This is a genomic window from Vreelandella titanicae BH1, assembly GCF_000336575.1.
Classification (GTDB): Bacteria; Pseudomonadota; Gammaproteobacteria; order Pseudomonadales; family Halomonadaceae; genus Vreelandella; species Vreelandella titanicae.
In genome coordinates this window covers 373,032-388,454 of the sequence record NZ_AOPO01000002.1, presented here as the reverse complement: position 1 = coordinate 388,454, position 15,423 = coordinate 373,032, and the positions used below count along the sequence as shown (strand labels likewise).

Genomic DNA, 15,423 nt, shown 5'->3' with positions numbered 1-15,423 from the left:
TGATTTAGCCCCTTGTTTTTTCAAAATCGGCCATAAATGCAATTAAGGCATCTACCGCAGACTCAGGCACCGCGTTGTAAAGGCTGGCACGCATACCGCCCACACTGCGATGACCTTTCAAATTAAGCAGCCCCGCCGCATCGGCCTGCTGTAAAAACGCTTTATCCAGTGCCGAATCGGCCAGTACAAAGGGCACGTTCATGCGCGAACGGTTGGCTTTAGCAATTGGATTGCTATAAAGCTCGCTGGCATCAATCGCTGCGTAAAGTTTATCTGCCTTACGCTGATTGATAGCGTCCATCGCCGCCAATCCGCCAATATCGTCCTTCAGCCACTGAAACACCAGCCCGGCTAAATACCAAGCGTAAGTGGGGGGCGTATTGACCATCGAACCAGCGTCCGCCAGCATTTGATAATCAAATAGCGAAGGTATATTGGCCCTAGCTTTACCTAGCAGGTCGTCACGCACCACCACCAGCGTTAACCCGGCGGGGCCAATATTTTTCTGTGCCCCAGCGTAGATAACGCCAAATTCGCTAACGTCGATGGGCCCAGACAGAATGTTCGACGACATATCGCAGACCAGCGGCACGTGAGCACCATCGGCACGCTGAATATGCGGTGTATAATCAAATTCCAAGCCACCAATTGTCTCGTTAGAGGTGTAGTGCAAATAGGCAGCATCTGCGCTCACCCGCAGTTCGTCTTGTGCGGGTACCGCCGTATGACCGTTGGACTCACTGCTGGCAACCACATGGCAATCAAAACCAAGGTGCTTGGCCTCATTGAGCGCCTTCTTGCCCCAGATGCCGGTCTGAATAAAATTGCCTCTACCGCCTTGACCCAACAGGTTCATCGGCAGCATGGCAAACTGCAAGCTGGCCCCGCCCTGTAGAAACAGCACGCGGTAGTTATCCGGCACGCCCAACAGATGACGAAAGTCGGCTTCGGCACGCTCGGCAATGGCAATAAATTCATCGCTGCGGTGGCTCATTTCCATTACTGAAAGGCCGCGCCCCTGGTAGTCCAGCAACTCTTCCCGGGCGCGCTCTAGCACGGCCACTGGCAGGGCCGCTGGCCCTGCGCAGAAATTATAGTGACGTGTCATCAGTCCCCGTTTCCTGTGCATCATCGGATGTTTCATTCGCCTGGGCGTCTTCAAGAGCGCTTAGCTCGTCGCTCTCTTCCGGTTCATCAACGCGCACCGTCTTGACCAGCTTCTCCTCTTTGCCAAGACGAATCAGCATCACGCCCTGGGTATTCCGTGATGTGGTCGAGACCTCTTCCACACGGGTACGCACTAGCGTGCCGCGGTCGGTGATCAGCATCATTTCATCGCTGTCATAGACCTGCATCGCCGCCACGAGCGAACCGTTACGCTCGCTGGTTTGCATGGCGATGACACCCTGGCCACCACGACCACGCAGCGGGAATTCTTCCAGGCGCGTGCGCTTGCCGTAACCATTCTCACTGGCGGTCATAATGTAGATCTGACCAACGGCGGTCTCGGCTACAGTGCTCTCTTGGGCACCGTCTTGCGTTTCCCCTTCGGCATCCGCCTCGGCGTCGATCTGCTGGCTTTTAGGAATAATCAGGCTAATGACTTCCGCGTCGCCGGCTAGGCGCATACCACGCACCCCGCGGGCAGTACGCCCCATGGCGCGGGCTTTGCCCTCTTCAAAGCGAATCGCCTTGCCGTTAGACGACAGCAGCATGGCATGGTCATTACCCGTGGTAATCGCCGCGCCAACCAAGCGGTCGCCCTCTTCCAAATCAATCGCAATCAGACCGACGCTGCGTGGGCGCGAGAACTGCTCAAGGCTGGTACGTTTTACGGTACCTTTAGCCGTGGCAAAGAAGATGTAGTTATCAGGGTTGTAGTCGCGCACCGGCAAGATGGCGTTAACCGCTTCACCCTCTTCCAGCGGCAACATATTCACCAGCGGTTTACCCCGCGAGCCACGGCTGGCATTGGGCATTTCGTACACCTTCAGCCAGTACACTTTGCCGCGATTTGAGAACAGCAGCACGGTGTCATGAGTAGAAGCCACCAGCAGGTGCTCTATCACATCTTCGTCTTTCATGGCGGTAGCGGACTTACCTCGGCCACCACGGCGCTGGGCCTGATAATCCGACAGCGGCTGCGTCTTGGCATAGCCTGAACGCGACACGGTTACCACCATGTCCTCTTCGGCGATCAAGTCCTCCATCGACAAATCGAGGTGACTAGCCTGAATTTCAGTACGACGGTCATCGCCAAACTGATCACGCACCGCTCGCAGCTCTTCGCGAATCACTTCCATCAAGCGGTCGGCAGAGGCCAAAATCTCGGTTAGCTCGGCAATTTTCTCAAGAATGCTCAGGTATTCATCAAGAAGCTTCTCGGTCTCAAGACCCGTCAAGCGGTGCAGGCGCAGCTCCAGAATCGCCTGCGCCTGGGCTGGCGAGAGCCGATAAGAGGTGGCCGCGGTATTTAAACCAAAACCCTCTTCCAGCTCTTCTGGCTTGCAAGAAGTAGCCCCGGCCCGCTCTAACATGGCGGTCACCTGACCGGGCTGCCAAGTCTTGGCGAGCAGCTTTTCACGCGCTTCAGCCGCGTTGGGTGAGGCTTTGATCAGCTCGATCACTTCATCGATATTCGAGATAGCGACGGCCAAGCCTTCCAACAGATGCCCACGCTCACGGGCTTTTTTCAGCTCATACAGCGTGCGCCGGGTAACCACTTCGCGCCGGTGACGAATAAAGGCTTCCAGCATCTCTTTAAGATTGAGCGTGCGTGGCTGGCCATTTTCCAGCGCCACCATGTTAATCCCGAACACGTTTTGCAGCTGCGTTTGAGCAAACAGGTTATTGACCACTACTTCGCCGGACTCACCGCGCTTGATTTCAATCACCACGCGCAGGCCATCTTTATCCGACTCATCGCGCAGTTCGGCGATACCTTCAATCTTCTTCTCTTTCACCAGCTCGGCGATCTTCTCGATCAACCGCGCCTTATTCACCTGATAAGGCAGCTCGGTGATGATGATGTGGTCGCGACCGGTTTTGTCGTGGTGCTCAATGGTGTGGCAAGCGCGCACATAAATACGCCCACGGCCTGTACGGTACGCCGACAAAATACCCGCGCGACCATTAATGATCGCGCCGGTGGGGAAGTCAGGGCCGGGGATATACTCCATCAAGTCATCCACCGACAGCGTGTAGTCATCGATGAGGGCCAAACAGCCGTCAATCACTTCACGCATATTGTGCGGTGGAATATTGGTCGCCATACCTACCGCGATACCCGACGAGCCGTTAATGAGCAGGTTGGGTACCTTGGTGGGTAATACGGCGGGGATACGCTCGGTACCGTCGTAGTTATCCACCCAATCGACGGTATCTTTTTCAAGGTCAGCAAGCAGTTCGTGGGCAAGGCGCGACATACGCACCTCGGTATAACGCATGGCGGCCGCGTTATCCCCATCAATAGAACCGAAGTTGCCCTGACCGTCGACCAGGACATGGCGCATCGAGAAGTGCTGCGCCATACGTACGATAGTGTCGTATACCGCGCTATCACCGTGCGGATGGTATTTACCGATGACATCGCCGACGACACGCGCCGACTTTTTGTACGGTTTATTCCAATCATTACCCAGTTCATGCATGGCAAACAGCACACGCCGGTGAACCGGTTTAAGGCCATCCCGCACATCTGGAAGCGCGCGGCCGATAATGACGCTCATCGCATAGTCGAGATACGACTGTTTAAGCTCGTCTTCAATATTGACGGGCAAGATTTCTCTGGCGATGTCACCCATGAAAGTCAGATCCTTTGCACTGCATTGGCACTGCGAGAGTTGAAAGCGCTGGTAAACACCGCTCTGAAATTACCATAGAGCGGCGCGCAAATACTGCGACATCATACCACCGCAAAAGCAGCAAGGGCAGCCAGGGAGCTCACCAAAGCCGTTTAGACGCTAAATGCCTCTTTCCCCAAGGTTAATGCAGCCAACGCCTCACGCACCTCTCCCTCGATTGCAGCGGCCTTGTTGGCGCGCATATCGAGTAGCACGAAGGTTAAATCCGCACGGGCGATGACGGCGCCATCCTTACGCACAATACGATGGTGGCAAAGCCCGCTGCGCTCACCAACGTCGATGATCCCGGTCATCACTTCCAAATCATCCCCTTGGCGGGCAGCGGCCAGATAATCAATGTTCAAATTGACGACGACGAATGCCCGCCCGGCCTGATGGAGCTCTTTGATCATCTCTGGGTGTTGATCAAAGAAGTCCCAGCGCCCTTCTTCCATAAACTCAAGATAGCGAGCGTTATTGACATGCCCATAGCCATCCAGATGATAGCCTCTAACGCGTAAATGAACTCGCGACAGCGATGCACTCATATCGACTCCTCTATAGTGATTGGCAACGATTCAATCAAACACAAGTTTGAAACACGTGCAACAGAGACGATTGGTGACAGCCGCTGGTAGGAATGCCCCGCTTTCGCCATAATGTGCCACCTTTTAAACAGGATTGGCTCCATGTGGTTTAAGCACTTGCATTTATACCGCCTGCACGACGCGCCCGAATTATCCAGCGATGAGCTCGCTAGCGCTTTACAAGAGCATGCCGCCAAACCACTCGGCAACGCCGACGCACGCCGCCTGGGCTGGACTGCACCTGCTGGACGTTTGGGCGCAGGGCAGCTTGTTCACGAAATTCAATCACATCGGCTGCTTTCAGCGCTGCGTCAAGAGCGCCTACTGCCCGCCTCTGTTGTAAAAGAGGAAGTCGATGAGCAGGTGGCGGATATTGAGGCCAGCGAAGGCCGCAAAGTGACCCGCAAAGAGAAGACCGCGTTAAAAGAGCAGGTAACCGAGAATTTATTGCCCCGCGCTTTTGTGCGTAGTCAGAAAATTGATCTTTGGTGGGACATTCGCGGCCAGATGATAGGCATCAATGCCAGTTCACGCACCCGCGCCGAAGATATTCTGGATTTGCTTCGCGAAACCCTGGGCAGCCTAAAAGTCACCCCACTGAGTTCACAGACGCTGCCTATTCGCGCCATGACCACTTGGCTAGGTGACGCGGCCAGTCGCCCGGCCGATCTTCAGCTTGGTGACCAGGTTGAACTCAAAGCTAAAGGTGATGACGGTGTACTGCGCGCTCGTCAGGTCGATTTAGACAGCGATGAAATTCAGCAACTGCTTGAGACCGGCCGCCAAGCCAGTAAACTCGCGATTAGCCTGGAAGGACGGCTAAGTTGTGTGTTACACGATGATTTGGCGCTGAAATCGTTGCGCTTTGGCGATGCCTTGATTGAAGAAGCCGATCACGCTGACGACGGAGACGACGCGCTTGCCCGTCTGGAAACAGACTTTATTCTAATGGCGCAGGCGCTATCTACCGATATTCCACGCTTGATAGAGTGGCTTGGCGGCGAGACACAGCGGGAACCCGCGGCGCAGTAAGGGCTCTATAGTCATTCAAGACTGTTATCCGAAGTCGTCTTTTCGCCTCGATGTTATTAATCGATATTTACTATTTATCATCCAACGGTTCGCATGACTCATCACAACAACGCTACCAACGCCTCTACCGAGACAGACCCGTGGGCCGATATTCGGCCCTTTATGGATCATGAAGTGGCCGATGTGCTGGCCAGACTCTCACGGGACAACGAGCTGCTGGATGCACTGACCCGCTTTCGGCTGCCTCGCATGGCGCGCTGGGCACCATCCCTGGCGCGTGTTTTTGCCAGCCGTGCCGTACGTCGTGAAGTCAAAGACGTAACGACGGTTTATGAGTTTCAAATGCGTATTGCCCATTACATGGAGCGCATGATTCGCACCACCACGGATGCCTTTGAAGTTACCGGCCTCGACAAACTCGACGCCAACGGCGCTTACCTGTTCATAGGTAACCACCGCGATATCTCGCTGGATCCCGCGTTCGTCAACTATGCGCTGTATCAAGCAAACCGCGATACCGTGCGTATCGCGATCGGTGACAATCTGCTTAAAAAGCCCTATGTCACAGATCTAATGCGGCTTAATAAAAGCTTTATCGTGCCACGCAGCGCCCGAGGTAAGCGGGCTATGCTGGCAGCATACCAGCAACTTTCCGCTTATATTCGCCATACCATTACCGAAGACCAGCACTCAATCTGGATGGCACAGCGGGAAGGGCGGGCCAAGAACGGCATCGATCACACTGAGCCCGCCATTATCAAAATGTTGATCATGGCCAGGCGAGCCGCAGAACGAGACATGGTATTTGGCGAGGCAATTGCTGAGTTAAAGCTGGTACCGGTATCGATTAGCTATGAATACGACCCCTGCGATGTCCAAAAAGCCCAGGAGCTGCACGATATCGACACACTGGGTAGCTACGCTAAAAGTGAGTTTGAAGATATTCGCTCCATTGTAGCCGGCATTACCGGCTCCAAAGGGCGTGTACGGCTGCACTTTGGCACACCGGTAGGTTCTGATATGGCCACGCCCGACGAAGTCGCTGCTGAGATTGACCGCCAGGTGATTGGTGGCTATCGACTGTTCCCCAGTCATTATTTGGCTTTAGAGGCGCTGGGCGAAGCACCGGAGCTGGTGGCACGCAAAGCCATCACTCGACAAGACCGTGAACGCTTTAATGCCCGGCTTGCCGAAGTGCCGGAGCCTCTGCGCCCCTACTGGCTTGCCCAGTACGCGAACCCTGTTAAACACAAGGCAGGGCGACTGACGCTCTAAATCAGCGTTTTAAGCTGCCATTTTAATAACGGGCAATTCATGCCCGTTGGCGGAAAAAATGCTATGGTCGACGCATTGATTGGTTTCGCATGGCGCTGTCGTCAATTGCGATCCTAAGGAGACCCCCATGTCCGGTTCAGAAATTCAGAAAACACGTATCATCAACGAGCTACGTGGCTTTATTCGTAAGCTGCTGCAAGATCCAAAGATCCTTGAGCAATCACTGGCGATTGCCAGAGAACAGCTGACCGAAGGCAATAGCCCTGCGGTGATGGCGCGGATTGCCAACGAAATTTCCGATACCACCAGCGTGCATATACCGGAAGACCCGGCTGAACACTCTGAGGCTGATAAGCTCTTTTTAGAACTGCTGCGTGAAGTCGTTCAAGAAGAGCAAGCGCTTTATTAATCGTTGCTAGGACGTAACGGTATCGGCGAAGCGTTTAGCGACTTCGCCGTCTTTTTTACTATCGCCTGACCGGCACCCTTATTCACTCGGAATTAACCTTCACCATGTCTACTACCGCCACGCGCAACATTTTGGTGACTAGCGCGCTCCCTTACGCCAACGGAGCCATTCACCTCGGTCACTTACTTGAGTATATCCAGACTGATATCTGGGTACGTTTCCAGAAAAGCCGTGGCCAGCAGTGCTACTACGTATGTGCCGATGACGCCCATGGCACCGCCATTATGCTGCGTGCCGAGCAGGAAGGTATTACCTCTGAAGCCCTGATTGAGCGGGTTTCCAACGATCACCAAACAGACTTTGCCCGCTTTGGCGTTGGGTTCGACAATTACCACTCGACCCACTCCGCTGAAAACCGCCACTTCAGCGAAATGATTTATAAGCGCTTACGGGATAAAGGCCATATTGCCACCCGTGATATCGAGCAGATGTTTGACCCCCAGAAAGGCCTGTTTCTGGCTGACCGTTTTATTAAAGGCACCTGCCCTAGATGTGGCGCTGAAGACCAGTATGGCGATAACTGCGAAAAGTGCGGCGCTACCTATACTCCCGCCGACTTGATCAACCCCGTTTCAGCCATTTCAGGCGCAACGCCCGAAGTACGTACATCGACCCACTACTTCTTTAAACTGCCTGACTTTGCCGACTTCCTGCAGGGCTGGATTGACGACGGCCATGTGCAGCCGCAAATCCGCAATAAGCTGATGGAGTGGTTTGAGTCTGGCTTTAACGAGTGGGATATTTCCCGGGATGCGCCCTACTTCGGCTTCGAAATTCCCGATGCCCCGGGCAAATACTTTTATGTCTGGCTGGATGCGCCAATTGGCTATTTGGCCAGCTTCAAGAACTTGTGTGACCGCGAAGGTATCGACTTCGACAGCTACTGGAACAAAGGCTCTGATGCCGAGGTATATCACTTTATCGGCAAAGATATCGTCTACTTCCACGCGCTCTTCTGGCCCGCCATGCTGCATGGCGCGGATCTGCGCACCCCCACCGCCGTCAACTGCCACGGTTTCCTGACGGTAGACGGCGCCAAGATGTCGAAATCCCGCGGCACCTTTATTAAAGCCGCCACCTACGCCGATCATCTCAACCCGGAATACTTGCGCTACTACTTTGCCGCCAAGCTTACTTCCAAAGTTGATGACCTGGATCTGAATTTGGACGATTTTGCCGCGCGGGTAAATTCAGATTTAGTCGGCAAGGTGGTCAACATTGCCAGCCGCTGCGCCGGTTTTGTTAAAAAGCTCGGCAGTGGCAGCCTCTCAAGCCACTGCGCTGAGCCACAGATGGTCGCCCGCTTTATTGCCGCCGGTGATGATATTGCCGAAGACTTTGAAGCCCGGGAATTTAGCCGGGCAATGCGCAAAATTATGGAACTGGCGGATGAAGCCAACACCTACATTGCTGATAAAGAACCCTGGGCGCTGGCCAAGCAGGATGGCCGTGACACAGAGGTGCTTGAGATATGCTCGGTAGGCATTAATCTGTTCCGCCAGTTGATGGTTTATTTGGCTCCTGTGGTACCCGCCATGGCTGAAGAGGCCCGTGTTTTTCTTAACGTTGAGTCGCTGGACTGGCACACTCGACAGAGTGTGCTCACCGAACACACAATCAACAAATTCAAGCCGCTGATGACCCGCGTTGAACGTGACAAAATCGATGCCATGATTGAAGCGTCGAAGGAAGATCTCGTGGAAGAGCAAAAATTGAAAGAAGCACCCAAAGGCCCGCTGGTGGAAGAGCCTATCGCCGAGGAAATCGACTTTGCCGCCTTTGCTAAAGTCGACCTGCGCATTGCGCGTATTGCCAAAGCCGAATACGTAGAAGGCGCCGACAAACTGCTGCAATTGACCCTCGACCTGGGTGGCGAAACCCGCAACGTCTTCTCCGGCATTCGCTCCGCCTACGCCCCGGAAGCCCTGGAAGGCCGCTTAACGGTCATGGTCGCCAACCTGGCTCCGCGCAAAATGCGCTTCGGCGTATCGGAAGGCATGGTGCTGGCCTCTGCTAACGAAGATGGCATCTACCTGCTCTCTCCCGATGCAGGTGCCGAGCCGGGTCAGCGGGTAACCTAACCCGTCGCATAAGCGGTAAGCAGGTTAAAGGGCAGAGACTCAAAAGCGCTCTGCCCTTTGCATTTTTATTACAGCGGCAATTTTATTCAAACTTCCTCCTGCATAGGTTTTTCACACATCAAACTTCCTTGCCTCCCACTAGCCAGCGCCGCCTTTTCTTCGCACAATACGCTGCCATGAGTGAGTTATTTATCATTTTGATCAGCACTGCCCTGGTCAACAATTTCGTACTGGTTCAGTTCTTGGGCCTATGCCCGTTTATGGGCGTCTCCAATAAACTGGAGTCGGCCATGGGCATGTCCCTGGCCACTACCTTTGTGCTGACCCTGGCATCGGCCGCTAGCTTCGTGGTTTATCACGGCCTGCTTGTGCCGCTGGATGTAACCTACCTGCGTACCATTAGTTTTATCGTGGTGATCGCCGCCGTGGTGCAGTTTACCGAAATCATGGTGCGCCAACTGAGTCCGCTGCTGCACCAGGTGCTGGGCATTTTCCTGCCGCTGATCACCACCAACTGCGCGGTATTGGGTGTAGCCCTGCTGTCGTTAAACCGTGAATTAAGCTTTTTCCACACCACCCTTTATGGATTGGGCGCAGCACTGGGCTTCTCGCTTATTTTGGTGCTGTTTGCCGCGATGCGCGAACGTTTAGCGGGGGCGGATATTCCCAAACCCTTCCAAGGCGCCGCGATTGCTATGGTCACCGCCAGCCTTATGTCGTTAGCATTTTTAGGGTTTTCAGGGTTGGTGCAGGGATGAAGGCAGCGCGCAATGAATAGCACCATTGATATCATTGGAATCCTCAGCGCCGTCGCGGTATTAACCGGCTTGGGTATCGGTTTTGGCGCCCTGCTGGGCTTGGTGAGCGAGCGCTTTAAGCGCGAAGATAACCCGCTAGTTGAGCAAATTGATGCGCTACTGCCGCAAACCCAGTGCGGCCAGTGCGGCTACCCAGGCTGCCGCCCTTACGCTGAAGCCATTAACCAGGGTGATGCGCTGAATAAATGCCCTCCGGGTGGCGAAGCGACGATTCACGCCCTTGCCGATCTTCTCGGGCGCGACCCCGAGCCCCTGGATGGCGAAGCGCAAAGCGAAGCCAAGGTGGCATTTATTCGCGAAGCGGAGTGCATTGGCTGCACCAAGTGCATCCAGGCCTGCCCGGTCGATGCGATTATCGGCGCGGCTAAATTAATGCATACCGTGATTGAAGACGAGTGCACCGGCTGCGATCTCTGCCTTGACCCCTGCCCCGTGGACTGTATCGATATGCTGCCACGCTCAGCCCCGCTCACCCAGTGGCAGCCGGTAGTGGCGCACTCATCAAACATGATTGCCAGCGACCGCCAACCCGCTTCAAGGGTGTCTTGATGTCGAACGCCTTTGACTTCCCGGGAGGGATTTACCCCCCCGAACGCAAACAGCGTTCAAACCAATCCGCGCTGATTGAAACGCCACTGCCCCGCCGGGTCACTCTCCCCCTTCAGCAGCACAGCGGTCAGCCAGCGAAGCCCTGTGTGGCGCAAGGAAATGCGGTAAAAGTGGGCAGCGTGATTGCCAAACGTGAAGGTATGGTCTCTAGTGCCCTGCACGCCAGCATTAGCGGTACGGTGAGCGAGGTTAGCACTACCCAAATCAGCATTGAGGGTGACGGGCAAGATGAGTGGCTTAGACTGCCACCATTGGTGTGGCAAAATGTCGAACCCCACGCGCTGCTTGAGCGTTTAAACGAGAGCGGCATCGTCGGCTTAGGTGGCGCCGGGTTTCCCACCCATATTAAAGCGCGGGTGGTCGAACAACATACGATTCACACCCTGGTGATTAACGCCGCCGAGTGCGAGCCCTATATCACCGCCGATGATCTTACCCTGCGCCACTACGCTAACGAGGTGCTTGAAGGCGCACAGATAATCGCCAAACTGTGTGGCGCGCAGCATATCGTTATTGGCATCGAGGATAACAAACCCGAGGCCATTGACGCGCTGAAGCAAGCCCTAACCAATAGTCAGCCAGTCCCCGTCGAGCTGGCCGTGATCGCCACCCGCTACCCCAGCGGCGGCGAACGACAACTGATTAAAAAACTGCTAGACCTCAACGTACCCAGTGGCGGGCTGCCTGCTGATGTTGGCGTGCTGTGCCACAACCCAGGCACGCTACTGGCGATACTACACGCAGTGCGCGATGGTCAGCCGCTGGTTTCCAGGGTGGTCACGCTGACTGGAGAGGCCATCACCCAGCCCGGCAATCGCTGGGTGCGTCTGGGCACATCGGTTAGAGAGCTGCTGGAGCAGGCAGGGTTAAATACCCCAGAGTTACACCAAGTGATTCAAGGTGGCCCCATGATGGGCACGCCACTGCTAACGCTCGATACGCCGGTCACCAAGCTTACCAACTGTTTAATCGCGGCAACGCTTGAAGAGTTACCGCCGCCCCCAGCAGAATCGCCCTGCATTCGCTGCGGTGAGTGCGAAAGCGTTTGCCCGGTAGCACTGCTGCCGCAACAGCTGCACTGGTACGCCCGCGCTCAGGATGATGCCAAGCTTGAGCGCTACCACCTATTTGATTGCATTGAGTGCGGTGCCTGCAGCTACGTCTGCCCCAGCCATATTCCGCTCGTGGTGGATTACCGGGAAGCTAAAAGCCGGTTACGCCTGCAGCGAATTGAGACAGCAAAAGCGGAGCACGCCAAGCACCGTTTTGAGTTTCGCCAAGCGCGGCTTGCTCGGGAGGAGGCTGAGAAACAGGCACGCAAGCAAGCCCGCCAGGCGCAACAGCGGCGCCCTTCTAACACTGCCGCAACCAACAGCGAAAAGGTCGACTTACGCGGTCTGCGCATCGCCCATGCCGCCGCCAAAGCATCGGTCAAAAAGGCTGAAAAAACCCTGGCGCGCGTCGCTCAGGAAGATCCTAAACAATCCCTGGATGACTTAGAAATGCAGCTTGCCACCGCCCAGGAGAACTTGAAAGCAGCCGAGTTGCAGCTTGCCCAGGCGCGCGAACAGCAGTCTAACGAGGAGTCGCCATGAGCATGATGCACGCCTCAGGCGTTAAAGATGCCATGACGGCAACCGCGGTGCCACCAACGGCAAGCTTAATGCGCTGGGTAATTGCAGCAACCCTGCCAGGCATCGCCACCATGAGCTACTTCTTTGGCCTTGGAGTTATCAGCAATGTACTGTTAGCCGCCGCTTTTGGTATTGCGCTTGAAGCCGCCGTGCTACGGCTACGCAAGCGCCCCATTCGTGTGACGCTGAATGACTCAAGTGCCCTGCTTACCGGCGTTTTGCTGGGCACGTCACTGCCACCCGCTAGCCCCTGGTGGCTTGTCGGCGTGGGTATGATCGCGGCAATTGTAGTCGCCAAGCAGCTATACGGCGGCTTGGGGCATAACCCGTTTAACCCCGCCATGGTGGGCTATGCGCTGCTATTGGTGTCGTTTCCTACCTACATGACGCTATGGGCACCGCCCCAGGAAATGCTACCTAATGATTTATGGGCGCAAATCACCGGAACTCTACCGACCGCCCAACTAGATAGTTTGAGCGGCGCAACACCGCTAGATGCTTTTAAGCACAAAGGGGACGCCGTGCTTGCCAGCGAGTTTTGGGCGGCTAACCCACTGCCGAATGGAACCCTAACTGCCTGGCGATGGGTAGCACTTGCTTGGCTAGTAGGTGGTGTGGTGTTGTTAGCGAAGCGGATTATTAGTTGGCATATTCCGATCGCGATGCTTGGCAGCCTAGTACTACTGGACACGCTGTTTTATCTCAGCGACCCCAGCCACTTTGCTTCACCGCTGTTTCACCTGCTCACCGGGGCAACGCTATTCGGGGCGTTCTTTATTGCCACCGACCCGGTCTCCGCTGCCACCAGCCAACGCGGCAAACTTATTTATGGCGCGGGGATCGGCGCGCTGGTTATCATTATTCGCACCTTTGGCGGCTACCCCGATGCTGTGGCGTTTGCGGTCTTACTGATGAACCTGTGCGTACCATTACTGGATATATATAGCGTGCCGCGGCCCACTGGCCAGCAAAAAGCTTCACCGGGTAAGCCAGGAGAACAGCCATGACGCTGCTCCAGGCCATGCGGCGTGGCGCCTTCGCGCTGGGCACCTTTGCACTGATTACCGCCGGCAGTGTCGCGCTTACCCGCGCGCTAACCGCCGAACGTATAGAGACACATCAGTTGGCTTACCAACACCGCCAGTTGCAGGAAGTACTGCCCCAAGCGCTGGCGAATACCCCCGTCACCCAGGTACTGGAGAGCACCTTTACCCTTCCCAACCCACAAGCGCTAGGGTTGGCGAGTGATAGCCAAGGCTGGTGGGTAAGTGGCAGCGAGAACAATAACCCGAGCCGAAACGGAAGCAGCGCAGTGATCTTGCCGGTGGTAACCCGCCAGGGATATAACGGCAAAATCCACCTACTGATTGGCATTGATGAGCACCAGCGTATCAGCGGCGTGCGCGTTACCCAGCACCAGGAAACGCCTGGGCTAGGCGATGACATTGAGCGCAGCCGCAGCGACTGGATCACCCGGTTTAATGGTTTAAGGTTAGATAGCTTGCCACCAGAAGGCTGGGCGGTAGCTAAAGATGGCGGTCACTTTGATGCGTTCACCGGTGCAACGATTACGCCCCGAGCCGTGGTCAACGCTGTCCATAAAGCGCTTCAGTACGCCGCCGATACACCGCTACCGATGTCATTTGAGGAGCCCACCTTATGAGCCAGTGGCGCGAACTAGCCCAAAGCGGCCTTTGGTCGAATAACCCCGCGCTGGTGCAACTGCTGGGACTTTGCCCGCTGCTAGCCGTGAGTGGAAATGTCGTCAATGCGCTGGGGCTGGCGCTGGCTACGCTACTGGTAATGGTAGGCGCCAGCACGGCGATTTCGCTGATTCGTCACCAGGTGCCCAGCGCGGTGCGCTTGCCCGCTTTCGTAATGGTGATTGCAGCTTTTGTTACCTGCGCTGAACTGCTCATGGCCGCCTACGCCTACCCGCTCTATCAGGTATTGGGGATTTTTATTCCGCTGATCGTGACCAACTGCGCCATTCTTGGCCGAGCCGATGCATTTGCTTCCCGCCAGCCGGTGCTTCCAGCGGCCATCGATGGCTTTATGATGGGGTTGGGTTTTGCTGCGGTACTGGTGTTACTTGGCGCTCTGCGCGAGTTGCTGGGCCAAGGCACGCTGTTTAGCGATATGGCGCTACTGTTTGGGCCGCAAGCGGCCAGTTGGCAGCTGACGATTGCCGACGACTACCAGTTCCTGTTTTTCGTGCTGCCGCCCGGCGCGTTCTTTGTGGCGGGCCTGTTAATCGCGCTGAAAAACGTTATCGATCAACGCAATGCTGCCCGTGCCAAGCCAGTCGCGGCAGCACCCCGAACTGAGCGCCGCGTACGGGTTACCGGCACGATTAAATAGTTGGCAAGATGCCGAAAGTACACATGTAAGCAACTGCTTGTATTTATAACGCGTATTTATTAAGAGACCCGCCATGAATGCCCAAAAGCGTCATGAAATCTTTGCTCGCCTTCAGGCAGAGAACCCGCACCCCACCACCGAGCTTAACTGGAACACGCCCTTTGAGCTGCTGGCTGCCGTACTGCTTTCTGCTCAAGCCACCGATGTAGGCGTCAATAAAGCCACGGCGCGGCTCTACCCGGTCGCTAACACGCCCCAAGCGATCATTGATTTAGGTATCGATGAGCTTAAAGCGCATATCAAAACCATCGGCTTGTACAACACCAAAGCCGAAAACCTGATGAAAACCTGCCACATCCTCGTTAATCAGCACGGTGGCGAAGTGCCCGACACCCGCCAAGCGTTGGAAGCCTTACCCGGCGTAGGCCGTAAAACTGCCAATGTGATTCTCAACACGGCATTCGGTCAGCCCACCATGGCGGTGGATACGCATATTTTCCGGGTATCCAATCGCACCGGCATCGCTAAAGGCAAAGATGTCGTTGAGGTGGAGCAAAAACTGCTGCGCCATGTGCCAAAAGGGTTTCTGCACGATGCTCACCACTGGCTAATTCTGCACGGCCGCTACACCTGTATCGCGCGCAAACCCCGCTGTGGTAGCTGCATTATCGAGGATCTGTGCGACTACAAAGACAAAACCGAACTTGCTTAACGG

General features: G+C 55.4%; 14 protein-coding genes. 11 read left to right on the top strand and 3 right to left on the bottom strand.

Features of this window, described 5'->3' with window-relative positions; all coding sequences use genetic code 11:
- Window positions 1–4: 4 nt before the first annotated feature.
- The 3 genes from serC to HALTITAN_RS06235 all read right to left on the bottom strand — a co-directional run bounded on the left by serC (window position 5) and on the right by HALTITAN_RS06235 (window position 4,390).
- A complete protein-coding gene (gene serC / locus HALTITAN_RS06245; protein WP_022523604.1) occupies window positions 5–1,108 on the bottom strand; it encodes a 3-phosphoserine/phosphohydroxythreonine transaminase in 1,104 nt (367 codons plus the stop codon).
- Complete coding sequence (gene gyrA / locus HALTITAN_RS06240) at window positions 1,092–3,803, bottom strand: DNA gyrase subunit A (protein ID WP_039858353.1); 2,712 nt, start codon at window positions 3,801–3,803, stop codon at window positions 1,092–1,094. The genes serC and gyrA overlap by 17 nt, the downstream gene beginning before the upstream one ends.
- Before the next feature lie 152 nt (window positions 3,804–3,955).
- A complete protein-coding gene (locus tag HALTITAN_RS06235) occupies window positions 3,956–4,390 on the bottom strand; it encodes an acyl-CoA thioesterase (RefSeq protein WP_009286586.1) in 435 nt (144 codons plus the stop codon).
- Between the two features lie 141 nt (window positions 4,391–4,531).
- On the opposite strand from HALTITAN_RS06235, the gene HALTITAN_RS06230 reads away from it, so the two are divergent.
- From HALTITAN_RS06230 to nth, 11 genes are all read left to right on the top strand, one after another.
- Window positions 4,532–5,461, top strand: a complete 930-nt coding sequence (locus HALTITAN_RS06230) for a recombination-associated protein RdgC (protein ID WP_027959295.1) — start codon at window positions 4,532–4,534, stop codon at window positions 5,459–5,461.
- A gap of 93 nt (window positions 5,462–5,554) precedes the next feature.
- Window positions 5,555–6,736 carry a 1-acyl-sn-glycerol-3-phosphate acyltransferase gene (locus tag HALTITAN_RS06225; protein WP_009286584.1) on the top strand — a complete coding sequence of 394 codons (1,182 nt, stop codon included), beginning with the start codon at window positions 5,555–5,557 and terminating at the stop codon, window positions 6,734–6,736.
- 127 nt (window positions 6,737–6,863) lie between these two features.
- Window positions 6,864–7,145, top strand: a complete 282-nt coding sequence (locus HALTITAN_RS06220) for a hypothetical protein (protein ID WP_022523639.1) — start codon at window positions 6,864–6,866, stop codon at window positions 7,143–7,145.
- Window positions 7,146–7,249: 104 nt separating this feature from the next.
- Window positions 7,250–9,286 carry a methionine--tRNA ligase gene (gene metG, locus HALTITAN_RS06215; protein WP_009286583.1) on the top strand — a complete coding sequence of 679 codons (2,037 nt, stop codon included), beginning with the start codon at window positions 7,250–7,252 and terminating at the stop codon, window positions 9,284–9,286.
- Between the two features lie 176 nt (window positions 9,287–9,462).
- The gene (gene rsxA / locus HALTITAN_RS06210) at window positions 9,463–10,044 is read left to right on the top strand and encodes an electron transport complex subunit RsxA (RefSeq protein ID WP_007114112.1); all 582 of its coding nucleotides are present in this window, start codon (window positions 9,463–9,465) and stop codon (window positions 10,042–10,044) included.
- A 12-nt stretch (window positions 10,045–10,056) separates the two neighbouring features.
- Complete coding sequence (rsxB, locus tag HALTITAN_RS06205) at window positions 10,057–10,653, top strand: electron transport complex subunit RsxB (protein ID WP_039858351.1); 597 nt, start codon at window positions 10,057–10,059, stop codon at window positions 10,651–10,653.
- Window positions 10,653–12,308, top strand: coding sequence for an electron transport complex subunit RsxC (gene rsxC, locus HALTITAN_RS06200; RefSeq protein WP_039858350.1), 1,656 nt, complete (start codon window positions 10,653–10,655; stop codon window positions 12,306–12,308). The genes rsxB and rsxC overlap by 1 nt, the downstream gene beginning before the upstream one ends.
- Entirely contained in the window at window positions 12,305–13,354 is a 1,050-nt protein-coding gene (locus HALTITAN_RS06195) for an RnfABCDGE type electron transport complex subunit D (protein ID WP_009286581.1), read from the top strand. Before rsxC ends, HALTITAN_RS06195 begins: the two co-directional genes overlap by 4 nt.
- Window positions 13,351–14,010, top strand: a complete 660-nt coding sequence (gene rsxG, locus HALTITAN_RS06190; RefSeq protein WP_009286580.1) for an electron transport complex subunit RsxG — start codon at window positions 13,351–13,353, stop codon at window positions 14,008–14,010. Before HALTITAN_RS06195 ends, rsxG begins: the two co-directional genes overlap by 4 nt.
- Window positions 14,007–14,708: an electron transport complex subunit E gene (locus HALTITAN_RS06185; protein WP_009286579.1), complete on the top strand. Its 702-nt coding sequence runs from the start codon at window positions 14,007–14,009 to the stop codon at window positions 14,706–14,708. Before rsxG ends, HALTITAN_RS06185 begins: the two co-directional genes overlap by 4 nt.
- A 73-nt stretch (window positions 14,709–14,781) precedes the next feature.
- A complete protein-coding gene (gene nth / locus HALTITAN_RS06180; protein ID WP_009286578.1) occupies window positions 14,782–15,420 on the top strand; it encodes an endonuclease III in 639 nt (212 codons plus the stop codon).
- The last annotated feature ends 3 nt before the right edge of the window (window positions 15,421–15,423 follow it).

Coding starts and splice junctions, on each gene's coding strand:
- serC (WP_022523604.1), bottom strand. CDS start 1,108: ATGACACGTCACTATAATTTCTGCGCAGGGCCAGCGGCCCTGCCAGTG.
- gyrA (WP_039858353.1), bottom strand. CDS start 3,803: ATGGGTGACATCGCCAGAGAAATCTTGCCCGTCAATATTGAAGACGAG.
- HALTITAN_RS06235 (WP_009286586.1), bottom strand. CDS start 4,390: ATGAGTGCATCGCTGTCGCGAGTTCATTTACGCGTTAGAGGCTATCAT.
- HALTITAN_RS06230 (WP_027959295.1), top strand. CDS start 4,532: ATGTGGTTTAAGCACTTGCATTTATACCGCCTGCACGACGCGCCCGAA.
- HALTITAN_RS06225 (WP_009286584.1), top strand. CDS start 5,555: ATGACTCATCACAACAACGCTACCAACGCCTCTACCGAGACAGACCCG.
- HALTITAN_RS06220 (WP_022523639.1), top strand. CDS start 6,864: ATGTCCGGTTCAGAAATTCAGAAAACACGTATCATCAACGAGCTACGT.
- metG (WP_009286583.1), top strand. CDS start 7,250: ATGTCTACTACCGCCACGCGCAACATTTTGGTGACTAGCGCGCTCCCT.
- rsxA (WP_007114112.1), top strand. CDS start 9,463: ATGAGTGAGTTATTTATCATTTTGATCAGCACTGCCCTGGTCAACAAT.
- rsxB (WP_039858351.1), top strand. CDS start 10,057: ATGAATAGCACCATTGATATCATTGGAATCCTCAGCGCCGTCGCGGTA.
- rsxC (WP_039858350.1), top strand. CDS start 10,653: ATGTCGAACGCCTTTGACTTCCCGGGAGGGATTTACCCCCCCGAACGC.
- HALTITAN_RS06195 (WP_009286581.1), top strand. CDS start 12,305: ATGAGCATGATGCACGCCTCAGGCGTTAAAGATGCCATGACGGCAACC.
- rsxG (WP_009286580.1), top strand. CDS start 13,351: ATGACGCTGCTCCAGGCCATGCGGCGTGGCGCCTTCGCGCTGGGCACC.
- HALTITAN_RS06185 (WP_009286579.1), top strand. CDS start 14,007: ATGAGCCAGTGGCGCGAACTAGCCCAAAGCGGCCTTTGGTCGAATAAC.
- nth (WP_009286578.1), top strand. CDS start 14,782: ATGAATGCCCAAAAGCGTCATGAAATCTTTGCTCGCCTTCAGGCAGAG.